At 40.3% G+C, this 25,614-nt stretch carries 21 protein-coding genes, 1 tRNA gene and 2 pseudogenes; 12 read left to right on the forward strand and 12 right to left on the reverse strand.

Features of this window, described 5'->3' with window-relative positions:
• Positions 1–44 precede the first annotated feature (44 nt).
• Complete coding sequence (gene gyrA / locus L4F93_RS07810) at positions 45–2,696, reverse strand: DNA topoisomerase (ATP-hydrolyzing) subunit A (protein ID WP_250349762.1); 2,652 nt, start codon at positions 2,694–2,696, stop codon at positions 45–47.
• A 221-nt stretch (positions 2,697–2,917) separates the two neighbouring features.
• Here gyrA and ubiG point away from each other — a divergent pair, with 221 nt between their 5' ends.
• Positions 2,918–3,628: a bifunctional 2-polyprenyl-6-hydroxyphenol methylase/3-demethylubiquinol 3-O-methyltransferase UbiG gene (ubiG, locus tag L4F93_RS07815; protein WP_250349763.1), complete on the forward strand. Its 711-nt coding sequence runs from the start codon at positions 2,918–2,920 to the stop codon at positions 3,626–3,628.
• Positions 3,629–3,687: 59 nt separating this feature from the next.
• Here ubiG and fur read toward each other — a convergent pair whose 3' ends face one another.
• From fur to L4F93_RS07835, 4 genes are all read right to left on the reverse strand, one after another.
• Positions 3,688–4,128 (reverse strand): ferric iron uptake transcriptional regulator, encoded by a 441-nt coding sequence (gene fur, locus L4F93_RS07820; protein ID WP_250349764.1) that lies wholly within the window; start codon positions 4,126–4,128, stop codon positions 3,688–3,690.
• Between the two features lie 29 nt (positions 4,129–4,157).
• Positions 4,158–4,685, reverse strand: a complete 528-nt coding sequence (gene fldA / locus L4F93_RS07825) for a flavodoxin FldA (RefSeq protein ID WP_115249319.1) — start codon at positions 4,683–4,685, stop codon at positions 4,158–4,160.
• A gap of 2 nt (positions 4,686–4,687) precedes the next feature.
• Positions 4,688–4,975, reverse strand: coding sequence for a LexA regulated protein (ybfE, locus tag L4F93_RS07830; RefSeq protein ID WP_250349765.1), 288 nt, complete (start codon positions 4,973–4,975; stop codon positions 4,688–4,690).
• Between the two features lie 126 nt (positions 4,976–5,101).
• The gene (locus L4F93_RS07835) at positions 5,102–5,887 is read right to left on the reverse strand and encodes an alpha/beta fold hydrolase (protein WP_250349766.1); all 786 of its coding nucleotides are present in this window, start codon (positions 5,885–5,887) and stop codon (positions 5,102–5,104) included.
• A 79-nt stretch (positions 5,888–5,966) separates the two neighbouring features.
• On the opposite strand from L4F93_RS07835, the gene seqA reads away from it, so the two are divergent.
• The 10 genes from seqA to L4F93_RS07885 all read left to right on the forward strand — a co-directional run bounded on the left by seqA (position 5,967) and on the right by L4F93_RS07885 (position 19,535).
• Positions 5,967–6,599, forward strand: a complete 633-nt coding sequence (gene seqA, locus L4F93_RS07840) for a replication initiation negative regulator SeqA (protein WP_250349767.1) — start codon at positions 5,967–5,969, stop codon at positions 6,597–6,599.
• Between the two features lie 11 nt (positions 6,600–6,610).
• Positions 6,611–8,017, forward strand: a complete 1,407-nt coding sequence (menE, locus tag L4F93_RS07845; protein WP_250349768.1) for an o-succinylbenzoate--CoA ligase — start codon at positions 6,611–6,613, stop codon at positions 8,015–8,017.
• Position 8,018: 1 nt separating this feature from the next.
• Positions 8,019–11,333, forward strand: a complete 3,315-nt coding sequence (gene mscK / locus L4F93_RS07850) for a mechanosensitive channel MscK (protein ID WP_250349769.1) — start codon at positions 8,019–8,021, stop codon at positions 11,331–11,333.
• 21 nt (positions 11,334–11,354) lie between these two features.
• Entirely contained in the window at positions 11,355–12,437 is a 1,083-nt protein-coding gene (gene aroC / locus L4F93_RS07855; protein ID WP_250349770.1) for a chorismate synthase, read from the forward strand.
• Complete coding sequence (mepA, locus tag L4F93_RS07860; protein WP_250349771.1) at positions 12,434–13,291, forward strand: penicillin-insensitive murein endopeptidase; 858 nt, start codon at positions 12,434–12,436, stop codon at positions 13,289–13,291. Before aroC ends, mepA begins: the two co-directional genes overlap by 4 nt.
• A 22-nt stretch (positions 13,292–13,313) precedes the next feature.
• On the forward strand, positions 13,314–14,078 hold the full coding sequence (locus L4F93_RS07865; protein WP_250349772.1) for a TSUP family transporter: 765 nt from the start codon (positions 13,314–13,316) through the stop codon (positions 14,076–14,078).
• 10 nt (positions 14,079–14,088) lie between these two features.
• The gene (gene lpxM / locus L4F93_RS07870; RefSeq protein ID WP_250349773.1) at positions 14,089–15,042 is read left to right on the forward strand and encodes a lauroyl-Kdo(2)-lipid IV(A) myristoyltransferase; all 954 of its coding nucleotides are present in this window, start codon (positions 14,089–14,091) and stop codon (positions 15,040–15,042) included.
• 81 nt (positions 15,043–15,123) lie between these two features.
• A complete protein-coding gene (gene apt / locus L4F93_RS07875) occupies positions 15,124–15,666 on the forward strand; it encodes an adenine phosphoribosyltransferase (protein WP_250349774.1) in 543 nt (180 codons plus the stop codon).
• A gap of 21 nt (positions 15,667–15,687) precedes the next feature.
• Positions 15,688–17,778, forward strand: coding sequence for a DNA polymerase III subunit gamma/tau (gene dnaX, locus L4F93_RS07880; RefSeq protein ID WP_250349775.1), 2,091 nt, complete (start codon positions 15,688–15,690; stop codon positions 17,776–17,778).
• A 269-nt stretch (positions 17,779–18,047) separates the two neighbouring features.
• A complete protein-coding gene (locus tag L4F93_RS07885; RefSeq protein ID WP_250349776.1) occupies positions 18,048–19,535 on the forward strand; it encodes a carbon starvation CstA family protein in 1,488 nt (495 codons plus the stop codon).
• A 71-nt stretch (positions 19,536–19,606) separates the two neighbouring features.
• Here the strand turns inward: L4F93_RS07885 and L4F93_RS12460 are convergent.
• The 5 genes and pseudogenes from L4F93_RS12460 to L4F93_RS07910 form a co-directional block, all read right to left on the reverse strand.
• Positions 19,607–19,723, reverse strand: a pseudogene (locus L4F93_RS12460) (hypothetical protein); the annotation flags it as partial.
• A 137-nt stretch (positions 19,724–19,860) separates the two neighbouring features.
• A complete protein-coding gene (locus L4F93_RS07895; RefSeq protein ID WP_250349778.1) occupies positions 19,861–20,775 on the reverse strand; it encodes a siderophore ABC transporter substrate-binding protein in 915 nt (304 codons plus the stop codon).
• 14 nt (positions 20,776–20,789) lie between these two features.
• Positions 20,790–21,563 (reverse strand): iron ABC transporter ATP-binding protein, encoded by a 774-nt coding sequence (locus L4F93_RS07900; RefSeq protein ID WP_250349779.1) that lies wholly within the window; start codon positions 21,561–21,563, stop codon positions 20,790–20,792.
• On the reverse strand, positions 21,554–22,522 hold the full coding sequence (locus L4F93_RS07905; RefSeq protein ID WP_250349780.1) for an iron chelate uptake ABC transporter family permease subunit: 969 nt from the start codon (positions 22,520–22,522) through the stop codon (positions 21,554–21,556). Before L4F93_RS07905 ends, L4F93_RS07900 begins: the two co-directional genes overlap by 10 nt.
• Positions 22,515–23,471 (reverse strand): ABC transporter permease, encoded by a 957-nt coding sequence (locus L4F93_RS07910; RefSeq protein ID WP_268741075.1) that lies wholly within the window; start codon positions 23,469–23,471, stop codon positions 22,515–22,517. The genes L4F93_RS07905 and L4F93_RS07910 overlap by 8 nt, the downstream gene beginning before the upstream one ends.
• Positions 23,472–23,677: 206 nt before the next feature.
• Here L4F93_RS07910 and L4F93_RS07915 point away from each other — a divergent pair.
• Positions 23,678–24,817 (forward strand): annotated as a pseudogene (locus L4F93_RS07915) (NADH-dependent flavin oxidoreductase).
• A gap of 243 nt (positions 24,818–25,060) precedes the next feature.
• Here the strand turns inward: L4F93_RS07915 and L4F93_RS07920 are convergent.
• Both L4F93_RS07920 and secG read right to left on the reverse strand, forming a co-directional pair.
• Positions 25,061–25,146 (reverse strand) — tRNA-Leu (locus L4F93_RS07920).
• A 15-nt stretch (positions 25,147–25,161) separates the two neighbouring features.
• Positions 25,162–25,500, reverse strand: coding sequence for a preprotein translocase subunit SecG (secG, locus tag L4F93_RS07925; protein ID WP_250349781.1), 339 nt, complete (start codon positions 25,498–25,500; stop codon positions 25,162–25,164).
• Positions 25,501–25,614: the final 114 nt, after the last annotated feature.

The raw sequence follows: 25,614 nt of genomic DNA on the forward strand, positions 1-25,614 counted from the left end.
TTCAGCTTTGAGAAAAGAGAAAGTGGGCAATAGCCCACTTTATTTTATTCTTCCGTGTTTTCTATTGTGTCTTCGTTGTCTTCTTCATCAACATCACAAACACGTTCAAGGCTGACAACCTGTTCTTCTTCTGTGGTGCGGATTAAACGCACGCCTTGGGTGTTACGTCCAACTATACTCACTTCGCTAACACGGGTTCTGACTAAGGTTCCAGCATCTGTAATCAGCATAATTTGGTCATTTTCTTCCACTTGGGTTGCTGCAACAACTTTACCATTACGCTCACTGACCTTGATAGAAATCACCCCTTTGGTATTACGGGATTTTGTTGGATATTCTGCTAAAACGGTACGTTTACCGTAACCATTTTGTGTTGCGGTGAGGATTGCCCCTTCATTTTTCGGAATAACTAGCGAAACCACTTTGTCGATATTGAGATCAAGGGTTTCTTCGTTATTATCGTCAGAAATCTCTTCAATTTCCACCGCACTTTCATCATCAGAAAGATCGTTTGTTAGGGCTAATTTAATTCCGCGCACGCCAGTGGCTGTACGTCCCATTGGGCGAACAGCACTTTCTGCAAAACGCACCACGCGACCTTGCGAAGAGAACAGCATAATTTCATTTGAACCGTCTGTAATATCCACACCGATGAGTTCATCTTCATCACGCAAGTTCAGGGCGATAATCCCGTTAGAACGAGGACGACTAAATTCGGTAAGGGCGATTTTTTTCACCATTCCCCCAGCAGTTGCCATTACTACAAATTTATCTTCTTCATAAGCAGAAATCGGCAAAATTGCGGTAATGCGCTCATTTTCATCCAGTGGCAGAATATTGACAATTGGGCGGCCACGCGCACCGCGGCTGGCTTGCGGTAGTTGATAAACCTTGAGCCAGTATAAACGTCCACGGCTTGAGAAACAAAGAATTGTATCGTGTGTATTCGCAACCAATAATTTTTCAATGAAATCTTCTTCTTTCATTTTTGTTGCTGATTTACCTTTACCGCCGCGGCGTTGTGCTTCGTAATCGGTAAGTGGCTGATATTTGACATAGCCTTCGTGAGAAAGGGTAACCACCACATCTTCTTGAGCGATAAGATCTTCTAAATTAATATCACCTGATGCCGTTGTAATTTCAGTACGGCGTTCATCATTAAATTCTGTTTTGATGCGTGCGAGTTCTTCACAAACTACTTCTCTTAAGCGTTCTGTACTATTTAGAATATGCAATAATTCGCCAATTTCGACTAAAATTTCCTGATATTCAGTGACAATTTTTTCGTGTTCTAAGCCAGTTAGGCGTTGCAAACGTAGATCTAAAATCGCACGGGCTTGTTCTTCAGAAAGATAATAGACGCCATCACGCAAACCTAATTCGGGGGCAAGATCTTCAGGGCGAGAGGCATTCATTCCCGCCGCCTCTAACATTCCGCTTACGTTACCTAACTGCCAACCGCGAGCAAGCAAGGCTTCACGGGCTTCATCGCCTGTTTTAGAGGCACGAATTAATTCAATAACGGGATCGATATTGGCTAAGGCAATAGCTAGCCCTTCTAAAATATGCGCTCGTTCGCGGGCTTTGCGTAATTCAAACACTGTACGACGTGTTACCACTTCACGGCGGTGTTTTACAAAGGCCTCAATAATTTGTTTTAAGTTAAATAATTTTGGCTGACCGTGATCTAAGGCAACCATATTGATCCCGAATGTTACTTGCATTTGGGTGAGGGCGTAGAGGTTATTTAACACCACTTCGCCCACAGCATCACGTTTTACCTCAATTTCTAGACGAATTCCTTCTTTATTTGAAACATCAAGGACATTACTGATCCCTTCAATTTTCTTTTCACGTACAAGTTCAGCAATTTTTTCTACCAGTTTTGCTTTATTAACTTGATAAGGAATTTCTGTAACAACGATGGTTTCACGTCCTTTATCTGAAGTTTCAACTTCAGCTTTGGCACGTACATAAACTTTTCCCCGTCCTGTTTTATAAGCATCTTCAATGCCTTTTCGTCCATTGATCAGCGCGGCAGTTGGAAAATCAGGCCCCGGAATAAATTGCATAAGTTCATCAATGGTAATTGCTTCATTATCCAAGTAAGCTAGACAGCCATCTAAAACTTCACCCAAATTATGAGGAGGGATATTTGTTGCCATACCCACCGCAATCCCTGAGGAACCATTCACTAATAAGGCCGGAATTTTGGTTGGTAGCACATCAGGAATCATTTCTTTACCATCATAGTTTGGTGAGAAATCAACCGTTTCTTTATCAAGATCGGTGAGCAATTCCTGTGTGATTTTTTGCATACGAACTTCGGTATAACGCATTGCCGCTGGCGCATCACCATCTATCGAGCCGAAGTTACCTTGACCATCTACCAACATATAGCGCAATGAGAAAGGTTGAGCCATACGCACAATGGTGTCATAAACCGCACTGTCACCATGAGGGTGATATTTACCGATCACATCACCGACAACACGTGCTGATTTCACATAGGCTTTACTGTGGGTAATGCCACTTTGATCCATTGAATATAAAACACGGCGGTGTACAGGTTTTAAGCCATCTCGTACATCAGGTAAAGCACGGCCGACGATTACCGACATAGCATAATCAAGGTAAGAAGATTTAAGTTCTTCTTCGATACTAACAGGGGTAACGTTTGAAACCAAATTCGTCATTGAAATATTCCCTAATTACATAAAAAATTGCTCGGATTGTATCATAATTCCAATAATATCTCTAATTTTGTAATGAATTTTTACCGCACTTAGGCAATAATAAGGGGCATAAAACAAAGCGTGTGATAACCTTAGCAAAGAAAAGAGAAATTTACCGTAGAATAAAAAAGATAGAAAATTTACGCTAAAATAATAAAAATCAAAAACAAGAGAACAATCTAATGCAAAATATCGACCAACAAGAACTGGAAAAATTTGAAAAAATGGCGAAAACTTGGTGGGATCCTGAAGGGGATTTTAAACCTATCCACCGCTTAAATCCGCTTCGTTTGGATTATATTTGCCAACAAGCTGGGGGGTTATTTGGTAAAAACGTTTTAGATGTTGGTTGTGGCGGCGGTATTTTAGCTGAAGCAATGGCTAAGCAAGGGGCAAATGTTACCGGTATTGATATGACCACCGCCCCCCTTGAAGTAGCAAAATTACACGCACAAGAAAATGGTCTAAGTATTGATTATCAACAGACCACCATAGAAAATTTTCTTGAAAAATACACCGCACTTGACGGAGAAAAATTTGATGTGATTACGTGTATGGAAATGTTGGAACACGTTCCTGATCCTAGCTCGATCATCAATACCTGCAAAGCCTTGTTAAAGCCTAATGGCGTATTGTTTTTTTCTACGATTAATCGCACTTTAAAAGCGTGGGCGTTGGTTATTATTGGTGCGGAATATGTATTAAAAATGTTGCCGAAAGGCACACATAATTACGAAAAATTTATTAAACCCGCTGAATTACTTGCTTGGACAGACCGCGCTGAGTTAGATTGTGTGAATATGGTCGGCTATCATTACAATCCACTTATGGGAACATTCAAATTAAATCAGGACGTCAGTGCTAATTATATGGCAACATTTAAAATGCGATAAAAAATCACCGCACGCTTTTAAAAGTGCGGTGATTTTTTGCTTAGTTTTTAGAAGCGTAATTATTTCTTTTCTTTCTCATCACAGTTATCAATATCACTACATTTACCGTAAAGATATAAACTGTGCGTTTTTAATTTAATACCGTGTTCTTCACTAATTTGTTTTTGTCGTTGTTCAATGATCTCGTCATTAAACTCAAAGACTTTGCCACAATCCACGCAAATAATATGATCGTGATGTTCACTCGGTGCAAGTTCAAAAACGGATTTATTTCCTTCAAAGTTATGGCGAATGAGAATATTTGCTTCATCAAATTGGTTAAGTACACGGTAAACCGTTGCTAAGCCAATATCTTCACCGCGTTCAAGCAATAGTTTATAAACATCTTCTGCAGAAAAATGTGACATACTATGTTCTTGCATTAACGCTAAAATCGTTAAGCGTGGCTCGGTAATTTTTAACCCTGCTTTTTTAAGAAGTTTAATATTTTCTTCAGACATAATGTTTCCTTTCTTTTGCTCTTGGTGGGTTACTCAACTAACTCAGCTAAACACATTTCATCAAAAACTTGTTTTGTCCATTTTTCAACACGTTCAGCAGTCAGTTCTGGCTGACGATCTTCATCAATACATAGACCTACAAATGTATTTTCGTCAACGAGTGCCTGCGAAACTTCAAAAGTGTAACCTTCCGTTGGCCAATGACCGACAATAATCGCACCTTTTGGTTCGATAATATCACGTACTGTTCCCATTGCATCGCAGAAATATTCTGCATAGTCTTCTTGGTCGCCACAACCAAAAATGGCGACTAATTTATCTGTGAAGTCAATTTCTTCTAAGGTTGGAAAAAAGTCGTCCCAGTCGCATTGGGCTTCACCATAGTACCAAGTTGGGATACCAATCATTAAAAAGTCATAGGCTTCAATATCTTCTTTCGTACTCTTGGCAATATCGCGAATATCTACCACTTCTGAGCCTAATTGTTTTTGAATCATTCGTGCAATGTTTTCAGTATTGCCCGTGTCACTACCATAAAATAAACCAACGATAGCCATTTTTATTTCCTATTTTCTTGAAATTTAAAATATTCTTGTAAAATCGTTACGATTAACTCTGAACGACTAACACGCTGTACAGACGCTAAATCTTCCAATTGTTGAACAATATCCGTATGCAATTTCAGCTCAACACGCTTTAAACCGCAGGATTTATCCCGTCTAAGTTGATTACGTTTGTTGATACGGAGTTGTTGTTCTCGGGTCAGCGGATTTGTTTTTGGGCGTCCCACTTTGGGTGTGTTAGCAAACAGATCTAAGGTTATGCAATCTGCATCTTGTTTTGCCATTTTTCAAATCACTGAACTGGTTAAAATGTAGCTAATTGAGAATGATAAGCTACAACTACTCATCGCCGCGAACTATATCACAATTCATAGTTGATTAAAACCCTCAACCTTTGATTGGTGAGATTGTTATTGGCTATCTAAAAAACGCTGAATAATGCGAATAATCGCGTCAGGTTTTTCGGCGTGTACCCAATGTCCACTGCCGTTAATGGTGAAAGAGCTGGCTTGGGGGAATTGGGCTAAAATCTGCTTGCTATATTCAGGTTGAATATAATCAGATTGTCCACCTTTGATAAATAGAGTAGGGTTGGGATAAAAACAATCCTGCCAATCCATAAGGTGAGAATAGTTTTGTTTCAGTGCGGTCAAATTAAAACGAAATTTTTCAGTAGATTGTGCATCAAAGGATTTCAACATAAATTGCTGAATGCTTTCTTCTGGTATGTGTTGAGCTAATATTGGTTTGGCTTGCTGGCGTGTTTCTGCGTGAGCTTCTTTTACGGCGAAAAGGCCATCAAATACGCTATTATGTCCGTGTTCGCCATATTTCACTGGCGCAATATCAATAACGATCAATTTTTTCACTAAATCAGGGCGAAGGCTTGCCGCTTTCATTGCGGTTTTTCCCCCCATGGAATGCCCGATTAAGATCACCTGTTTAAGATCTAAATGTTCAATAGTGGCTAATAGGTCTTCCGCCATTAAATCATAATTCATTGATTCAGAATGAAAACTCTGTCCGTGATTGCGTAAATCTAGGCGTAAAATAGGGTAATTTTCCGCAAAGGCTCGGGCAATCACCCCTAAATTATTCATATCGCCAAATAATCCGTGAATAAACACTAAGGTTGGGTTGCTAGTAGGTTGTTTTAATTGATGAAATTGAAAATTGAGTAATTGCGTTTGCGACATAATTTTTGCGTGAGTATTTGAAAATAAATCGTTATAATGTTGCAAAAGCGTAAAGAGATCAAGCAACTGGAGAGAAAAAATGAAAATTATTGAAGTAGATGAAGAACTTTATCAATACATAGCCAGCCAAACCCGATCTATCGGTGAAAGTGCTTCTGATATTTTACGCCGTTTACTCAATTTTCCTGCGGTGCGTACTGATCATAATGTGACCTTTGCACCAAACCTTTCTGCTGATAATCAAAGTGCGGTGGAAATTTCCAACGAATTAGCACGAGATAATGAAAAAGTGGAAGAAAAACCAGCCGCAAAAGAAAAAGTGGCAACGAGAAAGCAATCTGATGAGGCGATCCAAAAAATGGTTAGCAAGGTGCGTGAGTTGATCCAGTCCGCTGATTTTCAGCAAGAAAGCAAAGCGGTGGTACGCTTCTTGGCTATTTTACGCGTGCTTTATCGCACCAATCCAGAAAGTTTTGCACAGGCTACGGAATCCTTACAAGGGCGTACGCGCGTGTACTTTGCCCGTGATGAGGGGACATTGTTAATGGCGGGGAATCACACTAAGCCAAAACAAATTCCTAATACGCCATATTGGGTGATCACCAATACAAATAGTGGTCGTAAAATGTTAATGTTGGAAGGTGCAATGCAATCAATGCACTTGCCAGAAGAATTGATTGACGAAGTGCGCACATTTTTCACAGTAAATTAATTGGCATTACAATGACATATCTTTGGCAACATTATGCCGCCCAGCCTGATTATCAACATAAAGTAGCCTTGCGCAATGAGCAAGGCGAACTTTTTTCTTGGCAGCAACTGAGTGAAAAAATTAATACTGTGGCACAGGCATTTTCTCAGCAAGGAGTGAATGTTGGTGAGGGGATTGCCTTATGCGGAAAAAATAGTTTTGCGCTCTTGCTTGCCTATTTAGCAGGGATTCAATTGGGCGCGAGAGTGTTGGGGATTAATCCGGCTTTTCCAGAAGAAAAGATTACCCAATTATGTGAAAATGCGGATGTACATTTTTATTATGATCCTAAGGGCGAAAAAATATTGCAAAATTGCACCGCACTTGTTGTATCCGTTACGGCTTCGCAAGCTAAAAAAAATTGCACGGCGGCTTATGATCCCAATCGTCCAGCGACAATGACACTCACATCCGGTTCAACGGGCAGCCCTAAAGCGGTGGTGCATAGCCTGCAAGGACATTTGGATAATGCGCAAGGCGTGTGCGAATTAATGGCATTTGGGGCAGAAAATGCGTGGTTGCTTTCTTTACCGTTATATCACGTTTCAGGGCAAGGCATTGTATGGCGCTGGTTGCACGCGGGAGCAAGATTGCATTTGCCGAATGAGAATTTTTATTCCGCCGCGGCTGAGGTTTCACATTTATCTCTTGTGCCAACACAATTGCAACGCTTTCTCACTTATTTGCAACAACGTTCTGAACAGACTGAACATACTCAGCACATTTTATTAGGGGGCAGCCATATTCCCCTTGCCTTAACGCAGCAGGCGGCACAATATCGTCTGACTTGTTATTCTGGTTATGGAATGACAGAAATGGCATCCACAGTCTGTGCGAAAAAAAGCGATCAATATCGTGGTGTGGGCTTCCCCCTCAAAGGTCGAGAACTTGCGCTGATTGAGGGAGAAATTTGTTTGCGTGGTGCAGGCTTAGGGCTAGGTTATTGGCAACAGGGTGAAATATTGCCTTTGGTTCAACAGGATGGTTGGCTTCACACCAAAGATCTCGGTGAATGGCAAAATGATGAGCTATGCGTTTTAGGGCGATTAGACAATATGTTTATTTCAGGCGGAGAAAATATTCAGCCTGAAGAAATTGAACGGGTTATTTTGCATTATCCTAAGGTAAAACAAGTTGTTGTCCTGCCTGTGGAAGATATGGAATTTGGGCAACGCCCTGTGGCAATGGTTGAGTTTATTGATGAATTTAGCCAAAGTGCGGTGGAAAATTTACGAATTTGGCTTGCTTCGCGATTAGAAAAATTTAAACAACCGATACACTATTTTCCATTAGATGTGGCACAATGCCAGCAACAGGGAACGATTAAAATTTCGCGTAATGCGTTAAAAATGGCTTTAAAAGAATTATTAGGAAAATAAAATGAAAATAATTGAACGTATTTGGGCGATCTTTTTTCTGTCCTTGGCTTGGGCTTCTACAAGTTGGGCAGATTTACCAAAAGAAGCGGATATTCAAACACAGCTTGCCGCGGCAAAAGAGGCCGATCAAACGGATGTCAATAATAAAATCTTGGTGCAAAATCTTGAAGAAACCCTCACGTTGCTTGGAAATATTGAAAAGCAGAAAGCGGATAACGCATCATTAAGTCAATCTGTGGAGAATGCCCCGAGTCAGGTTGCGGCTTTACAGGCGGCGGTAGATAAATTAAAAAATGCCTCACCTGTTACGGTAAAAGCGTTTGAGAAATTATCGTTGGCTGAGTTGCAAACACAATCTATGGCTACTCAGCAACATCTACAGCAAATCCAAGCGGATTTGGGGGCAATTAATGCTCAGTTAGTGAGCCAACGCGCCGCACCTGAACGTGCGCAGTCTGCATTGAGCGCGAATTTAATTCGTTCACAAGAAATTGATAAATTACTCTTTGGCATTAGTGCGGGAGATTCCGTAGAAAAAAATAAGCTCGAAACAGAGCTGGCGTTGATCGGCTTGCAAAACAGCTATAATCAAATGTTATTGCAAGGCAATAATGATTTGACTTCGCTTTATACCATTCAATTAGAGCAAAAAACCTTGATGCAGCAGCAGTTGCAAACAAAATTAGCAATGCTACAAGAAGTGATTAATGAAAAGAATTTGCAAGAAACCCGTGAGCAGGCAGAGCAGTTAAAACAATCGCAAACGAATGTGCAAGATAGCAATCCTATCATTGTTGAACAACAAAACCAAAATGTGCGAATTAGCCAAGATTTGGTAAAACAGACAGCGCAGTTAAATGTGCTATCACAAGATAGCTTACGGATAAAAAGTGTGCTGGATAATTTGCAACAAACAGAGCGAAACATTAACGAGCAAATTAGTGCGTTACAAGGAACGTTAGTGCTTTCACGTATTATCAATAAGCAAAAGCAACTTTTACCGCAAGATCAAATGATTCGTGGGCTGGCAAAGCAGATTACGGATTTACGCGTGCAAATTTTTGATTTAACTGAGTTGCGCGATAATTTATATGATACCCAAAGCTACATTGTCAGTTTAGAAAAAAACGCCAACGCACATTTAACGGACGATGAAAAAAATCAGCTGACTGCAATTTTACAAGAGCGGCGTAAATTATTATCAGATTCCATTACGAACCTGAATAATCAGCTAAATTTAGCGATTAATATTGAGTTAAACCAACAGCAGGTTACGGCAATTAGTGATGCTTTGCAGGGCAAATTACAACAGCAAAGTTTCTGGGTGAGAAGTAATCCACCGTTGGATATGGATTGGTTTACTAATTTCTTGCCAAAAGTGAAATACCAGTTGCAAGATATTAAAAGTTTGATCAATTTCGCGAATTGGAAAGATAACTTCGTGCCAACGGTGTTGCAGGTTATTCTACTTTTGCTTTTGGCGGCATTGATTCAGTGGCGTAAAGAAAAAATCACCCAACGTCTGGCTTATATTAACAGTAAAATCAATACATTAAGAGGTGAACGCCAGCATTATACCCCCGAGGCGATTTTATGGACGTTAATCTTATGTTTGCGTTCTACACTGATTTTTCTTTCTCTTTTAATTTTAATTGCGTCAATCTGTTTTGAAAATCCAGAACCGTTTTGGTTGTGGTCTTTAAAAATGGCGGGGTATTGGTTGTTCTTTGCGTTTATTTTGGCAATGCTACGCCCAAATGGATTAGCTTATCGTCACTTTAATATGCCGCAATATAATGTACAGCTATTTTATTCCGTTTCTAAACGTTCAGTTTGGATCTATGCGTTATGGCTGAATGCCTCGATTTTTACCCATTTAGATACGGGGATTACGAATGATGTGATCGGGGAAGTGCTAACCATTTCAATTTTAGTAATTTCCCTTTTTATCGTAGGGCCACGTTTACGCTATGCGGTAAGTATTTATCAGAAAACCCAAGAACAAGCAGGTGAGCGGAGCTATTTATTTAAATTTGCTCGTATTTTACTTGTGATTGCGCCGATAGCATTAATTGTGTTGATTATAATGGGGTACTATTACACCGCACTTAATTTGATGGAACATTTAATGTCTTCTTATTTTGTATTGGTGCTTTGGATGATCGCAAAAGATGTGATTTATCGTAGTTTTACCGTGTCAGCACGTCGATTATCTTATCGTCGTTTATTAGAAAAGCGTGAGCAAATGCAAGCGCAAAAAGAAGAGAATAGTGATAATGAGCTAAATTCGGAAATTCAACAAGAAGAAGTGCTGAATATTTCACAAGTCAAAAGCCAAGTAAAAAGTATCGTTGATCTATTACTTTGGGTGAGCTTATTTGGTTTATTTTATTGGGTTTGGTCAGATCTTATTACCGTAGCTTATTATCTTGAAGGCGTAACCTTATGGCAGCAGCAAGTTACGACAGATTCAGGAACGGTAACCGAATCAATAACCTTACTTAATTTGTTATTTGCCTTAATTATCCTGATAGGGACTTATGCGATCGTTAAAAATATCGCGGGTTTGCTGGAAGTCTTAATTTTCTCTCGAGTGAGTTTTTCACAGGGTACCCCTTATACGATTACTACATTATTAACCTATTTTATTGTTGCATTAGGCGGTGGGGCGGCTTTTTCCGTGTTGGGAATGTCGTGGTCTAAATTACAATGGTTATTTGCCGCACTTTCTGTTGGTTTAGGTTTTGGTTTACAGGAAATTTTTGCTAACTTTATTTCAGGGATTATTATTTTATTTGAACGTCCAGTGCGCATTGGTGATGTGGTAACGATTGGAGAATATTCTGGTACGGTTTCAAAAATCCGTATCCGCTCGACCACATTAATTGATTTTGATAAAAAAGAAGTGATTGTGCCAAATAAAGCCTTTGTGACAGAGCGTTTAATTAACTGGGCATTAACAGATTCGATGACCCGTGTGGTGATTAACGTAGGCGTGGCGTATGGATCGGATCTGGAATTAGTTAAACGTTTATTATTACAAGCGGCAGATGAATGTGAATATGTGTTGAAAGATCCTGAGCCTATGGCATACTTCCTTGTCTTTGGGGCAAGTACATTAGATCATGAACTACGGGTTTATGTGGGCAATCTTAATGAAAGAACGATGACGATCGATCATCTCAATCGTCGAATTGATGAACTCTTCGCCGCACATAATGTAGAAATCGCCTTTAATCAGCTTGATGTCTTTATTAAAAATCAAGCAACGGCACAAGAAGTACAAATTATGTCAGAAAATTTAGCAAAATCATAAGGAATAACAGAAGGAAAAATAATGGCAGGAAACAGCATCGGACAACTTTTTCGAGTAACTACTTTTGGCGAATCGCACGGCATTGCTTTGGGCTGTATTGTGGACGGTATCCCACCGGGGCTTGAGCTATCTGAACAGGATATCCAACCTGATTTAGATCGCCGTAAACCCGGCACCTCTCGCTATACCACCGCAAGACGAGAAGATGATGAAGTGCAAATTCTTTCTGGGGTGTTTGAAGGAAAAACCACAGGTACGAGTATTGGAATGATCATCAAAAATGCCGATCAACGCTCACAAGATTATGGTGAAATTAAAGATCGTTTCCGCCCGGGGCACGCTGATTATACTTATCAACAAAAATACGGTTTGCGTGATTATCGCGGAGGTGGACGTTCTTCTGCACGAGAAACCGCGATGAGAGTGGCAGCTGGGGCAATTGCGAAAAAATATTTACGTGAACATTTTGGCATTGAAGTACGTGGTTATCTCTCACAAATTGGCTCAGTGAACATCGATCCCAAAACCGTAGAGGACATTACACAAATTGATTGGCAACAAGTAAACAGTAATCCCTTTTTTAGCCCAGATCCAAGTGCGGTGGAAAAATTTGATGAATTAATCCGTGAACTAAAAAAAGAAGGCAATTCGATTGGTGCTAAATTAACGGTGGTGGCAGAAAATGTCCCAGTTGGCTTAGGTGAACCGGTTTTTGATCGCCTTGATGCGGATTTGGCACACGCCTTAATGGGCATTAACGCAGTGAAAGCGGTAGAAATTGGTGATGGTTTTGCGGTGGTGGAACAAAAAGGCACGCAGCACCGTGATGAAATGACGCCAGAAGGTTTTTGTTCTAACCACGCAGGTGGTATTTTGGGCGGGATCAGCTCTGGACAACCCATTATTGCGACGATTGCACTAAAACCAACATCTAGCATCACCATTGCGGGACGTTCCGTCAATTTAAATAATGAAGCCGTGGAAGTTATCACCAAAGGACGCCACGATCCTTGTGTAGGGATTCGTGCCGTGCCGATTGCAGAAGCAATGATCGCCATTGTTTTACTCGATCACCTATTAAGATTTAAGGCTCAATGTAAATGAAAAAGTTAATTCAATCAGTCAGTGCGGTGCTTTTTTGTGGCATTTTTTCGACTAGCAGTGTCATAGCCAGTCCAGAATATTGGCAAAAAGTAAAACGTCCAATCTCAGGTGAACCTGAGCCAGTTGGCTCATATAGTAATGGCTGTATCATTGGGGCTAAACCCTTGCCATTTAATGGGGAAGGATACCAAGTGATTCGGACAAGTAAAAACCGTTATTATGGACACCCTGATATGATTGCCTATTTACAGCGTCTAGGTAAAAAAGTGAAGCAAGCGGGGATTCCAACAATGCTTATCGGCGATATTGCGATGCCGGGGGGCGGACGTTTTCTTACTGGACACGCCAGCCATCAAATGGGCTTGGATGCGGATATTTGGCTACGCTTAGGACGTTTATCCGATAAAGATGCACAAAACCCAGCGGGAATGGGCTTGTTAGTGGTGGATCGTAAAGCACAGCGTGTTGATGATTCTGTATGGACAGAAAATCACGTCAATCTAATCCGTCTAGCCGCACAAGATAAGCAAGTAGCGCGTATTTTTGTCAATCCAGCGATTAAAGTGAAACTTTGTCAAACGGTACGCGGGGATCGTAGCTGGCTACAAAAAATCCGTCCTTGGTTTGGCCACGATTCGCATTTTCACGTTCGTTTAACTTGTCCGCAAGGCGCTAAATATTGTGAAAATCAAGCCCCCATTCCTGCGGGTGAAGGCTGTGGTGAAGAATTATATTCTTGGTTTAAACCTGCCAAACCATCAACAGGCAGTGTGAAGCCCAAACCACGTCCACCTGAACCTTTTTTATGTCAGCAAGTGAGCAGCTCACCAAACCAAAGTGAATGGTTGGAATAATCCTTCGAGATAGGAACGAAAAATGGAAATCAGCCTCAACCTTATTGCCTTATTATTTGTTGTCGCATTAATTGCGGGGTTTATTGACGCTATTGCAGGTGGTGGTGGCTTAATCACCATCCCCGCGTTATTGATGACAGGCATCCCCCCAGCAATGGCATTAGGCACAAACAAATTGCAGGCTTGTGGCGGATCTTTTTCCGCAAGTTTTTATTTTTTACGTAAAAAAGCGGTAGATTTAAGCGCCATTTGGTTACTGGTGCTGATGACATTTATCGGCGCAGTGTTTGGCACGCTACTTATTCAGCTCGTTGATAGTGCATTGATTAAAAAGGTTATCCCCTTTTTAGTCCTCGCAATTGGTCTGTATTTTTTATTTACGCCAAATTTGGGCGATGAAGATCGCCATAAACGCATTTCTTACGCAACGTTTGCCTTTAGTGCGGGATTTGGGATCGGTTTTTATGACGGTTTCTTCGGACCCGGAACAGGTTCACTATTGAGTTTAGCTTTTGTAACCTTATTGGGTTTTAATCTTGCTAAAGCGACTGCTCACGCCAAAGTATTAAATTTTACCTCAAATATTGCCGCACTTTTGTTATTTCTGATTGGCGGACAAATCTGGTGGGAAGCTGGGCTGGTAATGATGTTAGGGCAGATTATTGGCGCAAACTTAGGCGCGAAAATGGTATTAAGCAAGGGCAAACAGCTAATTCGTCCGATGGTGGTGATGATGTCTTTCATTATGACGGCTAAAATGGCCTATGATCAAGGCTGGTTTGGGTAGTTGAGGATTTATGACACAACAAGATGATGTACGTTTAACCGCGCGCATAGGCTATGATCCCAAATGGCAATGGGCGTTTTTATTGCCAAAATATTGGGCTGTTTGGCTAGGTATTTTGGCTTTGGCGTTATTTGCCTTTATACCTTTTCGTTTAAGGGATAAGCTTGCGGCGAAAATTGGTTTAATTGTAGCGCAAAAAGCAAAAAAACAACGCCATAGAGCAAGCGTGAATTTACAATATTGCTTTCCTGATTGGACAGAAGAGCAACGCGAAAAGGTGATTGACGAAATGTTCATCACCGTGAGCCAAGTGATGCTTGGCATTGGGGAAATTGCATTGCGTTCCAAAAAACATTTGCAGCAACGCAGTGAATTTATTGGTTTAGACGTTATTCAACAGGCCAAAGCGGCAGGCCATAATATTATTTTAATGGTGCCACACGGTTGGGCAATTGATGCCTCGGGTATTATTTTACATACTTATGGAATGCCAATGACGTCGATGTATAATCCACATCGTAATCCTTTAGTGGATTGGCTATGGACAATGGCACGTCAGCGTTTTGGCGGAAAAATGCACGCTCGTCAAAATGGGATCAAACCCTTTCTTAACACGGTCAAAAAAGGCGAAATAGGGTATTATTTGCCCGATGAAGATTATGGCGAAGAATTAAGTGAATATGCTGATTTTTTTGCCACTTATAAAGCCACTTTACCGGGGCTGAATAAAATGGCAAAACTTGCTAAAGCCGTGGTGATCCCAATGTTTCCTCGTTATAACGCAGAGCGGGGCAAATATGAAATGGAAATTCATCCACCAATGCCAATTAGCGAAGATCCCGCGCAAATGGCACGGGAAATGAACAAAGAAATTGAGCAATTTGTTACCCCAACGCCAGAGCAATATGTATGGATTTTACGTTTATTAAAAACCCGAAAAGATGGTGCGGATATTTATCGTTAAATTAAATAATCTGTGGTAATATGCGTGCCGCTCTTTTTTATAGAAAACGGTCGAAAATTTGACCGCACTTTAGGTAAGAAAATGAACAAACAATTAGAACTGATTAAATCATCGATCAAATCTATTCCAAACTACCCGAAAGAAGGCATTATCTTTCGTGATATTACAAGCCTCGTTGAAGTCCCAGAGGCGTTCAAGGCAACCATTGATTTAATCGTGGCACAATACAAAGACAAAGGGATCAATAAAGTTATTGGCACAGAAAGCCGTGGTTTTATTTTTGGCGCACCCGTGGCATTAGCGTTAAATGTTCCTTTTGTATTAGTGCGTAAACCAGGTAAATTACCTCGTGAAACGATTGCCCAATCCTATCAATTAGAATATGGTCAAGATACCTTAGAAATTCACACTGATTCGATTCAATCAGGCGATAACGTATTGATTATTGATGATTTATTAGCCACGGGCGGTACGGTAGAAGCTACCGTGAAATTGGTTAAACGTTTAGGTGGGGAAGTGAAAAATGCTGCTTTTGTCATTAATTTACCTGAACTCGGTGGTGAACAACGGTTACGTGATTTAGGGGTAACGCCATTTTCCTTAGTGAATTTTGACGGACACTAATTTATCCTAAGCGAGCAAGCAATGAGTTATCAAGTATTAGCAAGAAAATGGCGACCGCAAAAGTTCTCCGATGTAGTAGGACAGAAACCTGTTCTTACTGCCCTTGCTAACGGATTGAATGAAAATCGCTTACATCACGCCTATCTTTTTTCAGGAACGCGTGGCGTGGGGAAAACTTCGATTGCTCGCCTGTTCGCAAAAGGGTTGAATTGTGTTGAAGGGGTAACAGCGAATCCTTGTGGGGTTTGTGAGCATTGCAAAGCCATTGAAGAAGGGCGTTTTATCGATCTTATTGAGATTGATGCCGCTTCACGTACTAAGGTAGAAGACACCCGTGAACTGCTTGATAATGTGCAATATAAACCGGTGCAAGGGCGTTATAAAGTGTATTTAATTGACGAAGTGCATATGCTCTCTCGTCATTCTTTCAATGCGTTACTGAAAACCCTTGAAGAACCGCCTGAATATGTCAAATTCTTACTGGCAACCACAGATCCGCAGAAGTTACCGATTACTATTTTATCACGTTGTATTCAATTTCATCTTAAAGCACTTGATCAGCAACAAATTGCTGATCATTTAGCCTTTATTTTACAGCAAGAGAAGATCCCTTTTGAACCGCTTGCTATTGAAAAATTAGCGAGAGCCGCACAAGGCAGTATCCGTGATAGTCTAAGCTTAACAGATCAAGCTATTGCAATGAGCAACGCGAATATTACTCTTGATGTGGTAAATACAATGCTTGGCTTACTCGATGATAGTCAGCCTATTGATATTTTGTATGCCTTACAGCAAGGTAACGGGGAAGGCTTAATGAAAGCAATTCAAGCCGTGGCGGAAAAAGGCGGTGATTGGAACGAATTGCTAAAAGCTGTGGCAGAAAACTTGCATAAAATTGCAATGTGTCAATTGCTACCACAGGCGCAAATTAGTGATGAAAGCCATATTGGCTTTTTGGCGAAACACCTTCCTCCAGAAGATGTACAATTTTTCTATCAAATTATCTTAAACGGACAGAAAGAGCTTTCCTTTGCACCAACTCAGCGAATGGGCGTAGAAATGATTTTACTACGTGCGTTGGCTTTTCACCCTAAACTTATCCAAGCAGCACCTGAAATGCAGCCAGTGGAACAAGTGAATTCCCCCCAGAATTCAGTGCAAAGTGCGGTACAAAATCACACAAAATTAGTGGAAATGCCCGTGGTATCGCAACAATTTAAGGCTCATCCAGAATCAAAAACAACGCAATTTGTTGCGCAACCACAAGGACATTCAACATCAAATCGTCCATCTTCTGCGATGAGTAATGCAGCGTTAGAAGTGATGGATGCATTGGATCAACTTTCTTCCCCTGTAACGAGCGAAAAAAAAAACACTAATACCAATCAAGTGACGGATCTCCCTGTGGTAGAACGCAAATTTAGCCAGCAGAAAAACACTGGGCGATCTATCCATCAGCAGATTTCTCAGCCATCAATTCCTCAATCGCTAGAAGCAGAGATACCACCAATGGATATGCCTGTCATTCAAAGTGCGGTGCAAAATCAGCCAGATTTTTCTGCTGATCTTGATCAGGAAGATGATCTCAATTTAGCTGAAAACTACCGTTGGAACTGGAGCAATCCAGCAATGGCAGAAGAACAGGATAATGCAAGTCCGTCAGAAATTCGCAAAGCCATTTTAGAAAATACAACGCCAGAACTAAAAGAAAAAGTGCTGACGATGGCAAAAGCGCAGGATAAATGGACGGATATTATCGAACAGTTAGCTATTTCAGGCTTGGCAAAACAAATGGCAATGAATTGCGTAATTTTAAGCCAGAGTGAAAACCAAATTCAGCTAGGCTTGCGCCGAGATAAATTGCATCTGAATAATGAAAAACTTCGCATTCAGTTACAAACAGCCTTAAGTCAATTTTATCAGCAAGATGTGACACTTTCTGTGGAAACTAATGCAGATCTCCAACAGCTCACCCCAATGGACTACCGTAAACAAATCTACCAAGAGTTAAGCGAACAGGCGCGAGAAAATTTACAAGCAGATGAACGTTTACAGCGCTTCTGCGAAGAATTTGATGGCGTATTGGCACTTGATAGTGTTCGTCCAGTTTAATCATTTGAAACGCAGTTTATGGCTAAAAAATAAAGTGCGGTGATAAATTAGGGCATTTTTTCGCTTAAAAAATCATCACTTCATTGTTATATTGACCACGAGAAATACCCATAAAGAAGTATAAGGATCGGATTGACGGATCTTTTTTATCAATCCTTGAATAAAAACTGTGCGGAAGATCACATAAACTGCAACAATATATTTACATCAGATTTACTCTTGTTAAACTTCCGCACGAAATTTTATGTTTAATTTTTATGAGGTTCTTTATGTTATGGTTTCTCTCCTGCGTAGCCTTGCTTTTATTGGGCTACTTTTTATACGGTTCTGTGGTTGAACGTGTCTTTAAGATCAATCCAAACCGTGCAACCCCAGCTCACACAATGGCTGATGGCGTGGATTATGTGCCGATGTCTAAAAAGAAAATCTGGCTTATCCAATTATTAAATATTGCAGGGACAGGGCCAATTTTTGGTCCAATTCTTGGGGCATTATATGGACCTGTTGCAATGCTATGGATCGTTTTTGGCTGCATTTTTGCAGGTGCCGTACACGATTATTTCTGCGGAATGTTAAGTGTTCGCAATGGGGGACAATCAGTGCCTAACCTTGCGGGTAAATATTTAGGTGCGCCAGTTAAGCATTTTATGAATGCCCTTGCCCTTGTATTGTTAATTCTTGTTGGGGTTGTATTCGTCATTTCACCAGCCAGCTTATTAACCAATCTAACAGTGGATAATGTCGGTGAAATGTTCAACCTAGAAACGAAAAGCACGTTATTAGTTTGGACAGCAATTATTTTTGGTTATTACATCATTGCTACTTTAGTGCCGGTGGACAAAATTATTGGTCGCATTTATCCATTGTTTGGTGCGTTATTGCTATTTATGTCTTTTGGAATGTTATTTGCCTTATTATTTGAAGACAAAGCCTTATTCCATACTGTTGGCGAGATGAGTTTCTCGAAATTCTTTGAAAATATGCATCCAAAAGATTTACCAATTTGGCCATTGATTTTCGTTACCATTGCTTGCGGTGCGGTTTCAGGTTTCCACGCAACACAATCTCCATTGATGGCACGTTGTATGGAAAATGAAAAAGAAGGTCGCTTTGTTTTCTATGGTGCGATGATCGGCGAAGGGGTGATTGCCTTAATTTGGTGTACAGTAGGCTTAACTTTCTACGATAGCCCAGCACTAATGAATGATGCAATCACCGCAGGCACACCATCAAAAGTGGTTTATGATTCCGCCACCCATATGCTAGGCTACTTCGGTGGTATTTTAGCGGTGCTTGGTGTGGTGGTATTACCAATCACTTCTGGCGATACCTCGTTCCGTGCTGCACGTTTGATTATCGCGGAATTTTTCAAAATCGATCAGCGTAATTTAGTTAAACGCTTAATGATCGCTATTCCATTATTCGTACTAGGTTTCATCATTTCTAAACTCGATTTCCAAGTAATTTGGCGTTACTTCGGCTGGGCAAACCAAACGACTGCAATGGTTATGTTATGGACAGCCGCGGCTTATTTATATCGCTATCATAAATTCCACTGGATTTGTACAATTCCAGCCATCTTTATGACAATGGTTTCTGCCACTTTCCTTGCTTATGCAAAAATTGGTTTAGGTTTAAGCTATGATGTGTCTGTTTGGGTAGGCACAGGCTTAACACTATTAGCGATCATTTGCTTCTTCACCTTGTTAAAACCAATTTCCAATGGTGATCCTGATTCTGAAACAGTCAGAAGCTAAAAAAACTCCACAAAATTTATCCGCACTTGAGAAACCAAGTGCGGTTTTTTTTATTCTCACGTTTAGATAAGTTATTTTCCTATCATTTGGAAAGAACGCAAATAGCTCAATGACATTATGCACGGTATGCAGCCAAGTAAGGAATTTGAGAAATTACTCACAGGGGAAGCAGCAAGAGCGGCGATTGCAACTGCTGATGCCTGTACAAAATCTCGTTATGAAAAGCGTAAAGTTGAGGTGCGAGAGGTAATGTAATGTGAGATAAAAAATTCCCCCTTTAAAAAGGGGGAATTCATAGTTTGTTGTTTGTTATAAGAAAAATGCCCTATTTTTCCACCGCACTTTTTACTTCATCGATCATAATCCCCATACTTTCCAAACCACCGAAAGTTAAATACCAATTTGCGGCATTTAAGTAAACAATATGATTATTTTTATACGCTTGAGTTTGGTGAATAATAGCGTTATCTAACACGGTTTGGGCATTATTGGCTTTGTCCGTAATGGCTGCGGTACGATCCACGATCAATAAATAATCTGGATTTTTTTCTAGCACATATTCAAAACCAATGCTCATTCCGTGGGTGGAGGATTTAATATTTTTATCAATAGGGGTGAAGCCAAAACCACTATAAACGATACCATAGCGAGAGTTTTCACCAAAAGCACTCATACGGCTTTCATTGACTAAAGCAAGTAGGGCGGTTTTGCCTTTGGTTTTCTCTGCAAGGGCTTTCATTTGTTTGTCTAGCTGTGCCAGTTTTTCATCTGCCACTTGTTGTTTATCAAAAATTTGTCCAAATGCGTGGATATTTTGTTGGAAACTTGGATAGAAATTATTGTAGTCCACTTTAACAAAAAAGACTGGCGCAATTTCTTTTAAGCGATCCAATACTTTTTCTTGGCGACCGGTGGCGATGATAAGGTCTGGATGAAGATCATTGATTTTCTCAAACGCAGGCTCTGGTGGCACGCCAACACTCGCGTAATGTTCTTTGCTAAATTCGCTTAAATATTTAGGCACTTTGCCGGCATTGCTGATGCCAACAATGCGATCTTTTGCACCTAGCGTGCGAAGGGTATCCACAGCTGAGAAATCAAGCACCACAACACGCTTAGGATTTTGTGGCACAACTTGTTTGCCAGCTGCATTTTCTACGGTAATATCCGCTGCATTCGCACTGGCAACGCCGAGTAAGGCGCAAAGACTGAGGGCAAGGGTTGAGAAGGTTTTTTTCATAGCATACTCCTGTATTAAGCTGATTGATGTCGAAAATACACAGCAATTTTGTGCTGATTAATTTGTTGAATTGGGATTGGCATATCGTAAATGCTCGCTAAAACGGGTTCTTGCATCATTGTGGCAACGTCCCCTTGATGAACTAATTTGCCGTCTTTCATTGCAATAATGTAATCAGAATAACAAGAGGCAAAATTAATATCGTGGATCACAATGACTACCGTTTTATTCAATTCGGTAGTGAGCTTGTGTAGCACTTGCATAATTTGGACGGAATGTTTCATATCTAAATTGTTTAGTGGTTCATCAAGCAAAATGTAATCTGTATCTTGCGCCAAGGTCATTGCGATATAGGCACGTTGGCGCTGCCCACCGCTAAGTTGGTTGATATATTGATGACGAAACTCGCCTAGATCCATATAGGCAATCGCATTATCAATAAAAGTGCGGTCGTTTTTGGTTAAATTTCCTTGGCTATAAGGAAAGCGCCCGAAGGCAACCAATTCTTCCACCGTTAAACGCAAGTTGATGTGATTGGATTGTTTTAGAATAGAAAGTTGTTTAGCAATGTCACTGCTTTTTTGCTGATGTAATGGCACCCCATTTAGGCTTACCGTGCCGCTATCTGCACGCAGTAAACGGCTGATAATGGCAAGCACCGTGCTTTTTCCTGCACCATTTGGGCCAATAAACGAGGTAATTTTACCTTGCGGAATGGTAACCGAAAGGTTATCTACTACTTTTTTAGTACCATAAGATTTATTAATATTTTTAATCTCTATTGCCATTTTTTATTTGTCCTTAATAACAGATAAAGGAAATAGACGCCACCAACAAAGTTCACGATAATGCTCAAGGTGGTGTTAAAGGTGAAGACTTGGGAAACCAGTAATTGCCCGAAAACAAGGGTAATCACGGCGATCAGCATTGCGGCGGGGATTAATATTGTGTGGCGATAAGTACGAATAAATTCAAAGGTAACATTTATCACCAATAAGCCCAAGAAGGTTAAAGGCCCAACAAGTGCGGTGGAAATTGACGTTAAAATTGCCACAACAATGAGTAATCTCTTAGTGATCGCGGGATAATCCACACCTAAGTTAATTGCTTGTTCACGCCCAAGGGCAAGCACATCAAAATAACGCACATAGCGTAGGGTATAAAGTATTGTGGCGAGTAAGCCAGCTAACGCGATCCATAAAATATCAAGATTGATACGGTTAAAACTGGCAAAGCCGATGTCTTGTGCGATCTGAAATTCATTGGGATCGATGAGTACTTCCATAAAAGAAGTTAAACTTTGGAAAAAAGTGCCAAAAATGATCCCCACTAAAAGCAAGAAAAACAGGCTTTGTTGTTCATTTTTAAACAAAAAACGATAGAGACCCAGTGCGAATAACATCATCAAACTGGTGCAAACAAAAAATAATACAATGGGGTTCATTGAGGTTAATGTGCTTGAACCAAAGAGAAAAATAATCAGGGTTTGAATGAGCAAATACAGATTATCCAAGCCTAAAATACTCGGCGTTAAAATGCGATTATTTACAATGGTTTGGAAGATCATCGTAGCCAGTGCAATTGCCACACCTGTCATTACAATAGCAAGTACGCCAAGAGCGCGGTTATATAAGGCATATTCCCAGCGAGTAGGGAGATGATAAAACACATACAGCACTATGCTAAGTAATGCGAAAATACTCAGTAAAATTAAGGACTTTTTAGGATCGTAAACGTGCTTAACCATTTTGAACCCTTTGTTTTAACAGCATATAAAGAAAAATGGCACTGCCGAATACGCCCACAATGGCGTTAATGGAAATTTCGTAAGGATAAATCAACGCGCGCCCCAGAATATCGCAAAACAGAACAAAAACAGCACCTAAAAGTGCGGTGTGAGACAGCACTTTTTTCAAATTATCCCCCAAATAAAGGGTAACAATATTGGGAATAATCAGTCCGAGAAAGGGGATAACGCCCACCGAGACAATGATGATCGATGATACCGTTGCAACTATGGCTAAGCCTAAATAAAGCACTTGCTGATAGTTCAAACCAAGATTGACTGCAAAATCCTGCCCCATTCCTACAATGGAAAAACGATTGGCAAAAAGATAAGCAAGCATCAATGCCGGAATGCTGAAATATAGCATTTCATAACGCCCAGCCATTACTAAGGAAAAATCGCCTTGCAACCAACCAGAAAGGTTTTGTAACAAATCTTGTTGATAGGCAATAAATGCGGTGATAGCGCTAATAATATTGCCAAACATAATGCCGACTAACGGCACAAAAATGCTATCTTTAAATTTCAGCTTAGAAAGCAATGTCATAAACAACAATGTGCCACAAAAAGAAACCAGAATTGCAACACTTGTTTTGAGTAACATTGAAGCAGAAGGAAACAGTAACATTGCAATTAAAATGCCCAGCCTTGCGCTATCCATCGTACCAGCTGTGGTTGGGGAAACAAACCGATTACGGCTTAACTGCTGCATAACCAATCCACAAATACTCAATGATGCCCCAGCAATCAAAATACTGACTAAACGGGGCAAGCGGCTAATCAAAAATATTTGCCACTGCTGAGCATCAAAATTGAATAATCCTTGCAAATTAACGGTACTTACGCCTAAAAAGAGGGAAATACCCGAAAGTAACAATAATAAGATAAACAAATAACGGCGTTTAATCATATTAATAGATTTTAAAAATGAGAATAATTAGCATAATTATATTGAATGTTATCACGTCAGCGTTGAAGAGCAAAGAAAAATCAAAGTGTGGTGCAAAAATCCCTCATATGTATCAAATTTTCCTCTTGTAAGGGAAAACACTATTTTTCTTATCATTTGGCGCGTATGATAGAAAAGATTTTATAAATAAATGAATGAGGAATCGAATGGAACAGCAATTTTCAGCGTTATTTCAACCGTATTTTTTGAATAACAATGTTGAAATCAAAAATCGTTTAGTGGTTGCCCCTTTAACCCATTTTGCATCAAACCCTGATGGCACATTAGGAAGCCAAGAGGTTCAATTTTTGCAAGGGCGTGCAGAAAATATGGGAATGTTTATTACCGCAGCAACATTGGTATCAGAAAATGGTAAGGCATTTCAAGGACAGCCAGAAGCGTTAAATGAATTTCATTTGGAAAGTTTAAGTAAAACTGCGGAGATTATTAAACAGTAAGGAGCAAAAGCCATTCTGCAACTTCATCACGGCGGGAAATTAGCACTATCCGAATTATTGAATGGAAAAGAGAAAGTGGCGCCTTCAGCAGATCCTGACACACAAACAAGAGCGTTGACTCAAGAAGAGATTTTGCAAATTATTCAAGATTTTGCTTTCGCCACAGAGCTTGCTATTCGCTCGGGGTTTGATGGGGTAGAAATTCACGGGGCGAACGGTTATTTAATTCAGCAATTTTTCTCTAAGCAAAGTAATCAACGTACCGATGAGTGGGGAGGGAATTTGACAAATCGTTTGCGTTTCCCACTTGCAGTGATCGATGCAGTGAATGCAATGCGTGAGAAACATCAATGCCCAGCATTCATTATTGGCTATCGTTTATCGCCAGAAGAGCCGGGTGAGAATGGATTAACAATGGCAGATACGCTTGAATTGGTGTCCGCTTTAGCTGAGAAGCCATTACAATATTTACACGTGTCATTGTGGGATTTTTATAAAAAGGCTCGCCGTGGTGCAGATACTCATTCTGCCCGTCTTGAATTAATTCATCAACGTCTAAATGGTCGTTTACCGCTTATTGGAGTGGGAAATTTATTTAGCGCAGAACAGCTTGTTGGCGCCTTGAATACAGGATGGGTAGAGTTTGTTGGTGTGGGTAAGTCTATAATGATTAACCCAAATCTTGCGACGTTAATTGCTCAAGGAAAAACGCAAGAAATTATCACCGCACTTGATCCTGAGCAGCCAGATCATTATCGCATACCTGATTATTTATGGTCTTTATGTATAAAAGGCAGCCCTTGGTTACCACCAGTGAAAGGGCAAGATTGGCAGCCTGTGGATATTTAAAACGCAAATAGCACTCGGTATGAGTGCTATTTTTATATCCATTAAGTGCGGTGTACTTTTAGTCACTATTAAAAATGGGATCGTAACGATATTCCGTTCATAGTTACCATTATAGTTACTACGATCCGCCCTTTAACTCAATTAGCTACGGTTAGTTGCGATAAGCAAAATAGGCTAACGCCTTGAAATTACAGGCATTAAAAAAGCCTTTCGAGTGATTACGAAAGGCTTAGTTAAGTGTTATGGTGCTCTGAGCGAGACTTGAACTCGCACGTCCTATGGACACTACCCCCTCAAGATAGCGTGTCTACCAATTCCACCATCAGAGCAAAATTCGGTTTAGATTATTGTGGGATATCTGAATTTTGTTTTTCTTCCACTTTTGGTTGCTGTTCTTGAATTTTTTCTGCAACTTGTGAAAGATTATCAAATTTGCCTTGTTTTACCTCACCGTGGTGAGAGTTAATGTTAGCAATAGCAAGGCTAGTAACAAAGAAGATAACTGCTAAGATTGCGGTTGTACGGGATAAAAAATTCCCTGCACCACTTGCACCAAATACTGTACCTGATGCACCGCCTCCAAATGAAGCACCTGCGTTTGCACCTTTACCTTGTTGGATTAAAATGAAACCAATAAGGATAACAGATACAACTAAGTAGATAATTAACAGTGCTTGATACATTATTTCTTCTCTTGTTATTGGATACCAAAAATTAACGGGCGAATATTAGCGAATATTAAAACAGCGCGCAAGCGATTTTCTTTAAAAAATTGTCGATTGTTTTAATTGTAAGCA

Origin of the sequence: Avibacterium sp. 20-132, from assembly GCF_023611925.1 — a bacterium.
GTDB lineage: Bacteria > Pseudomonadota > Gammaproteobacteria > Enterobacterales > Pasteurellaceae > Avibacterium.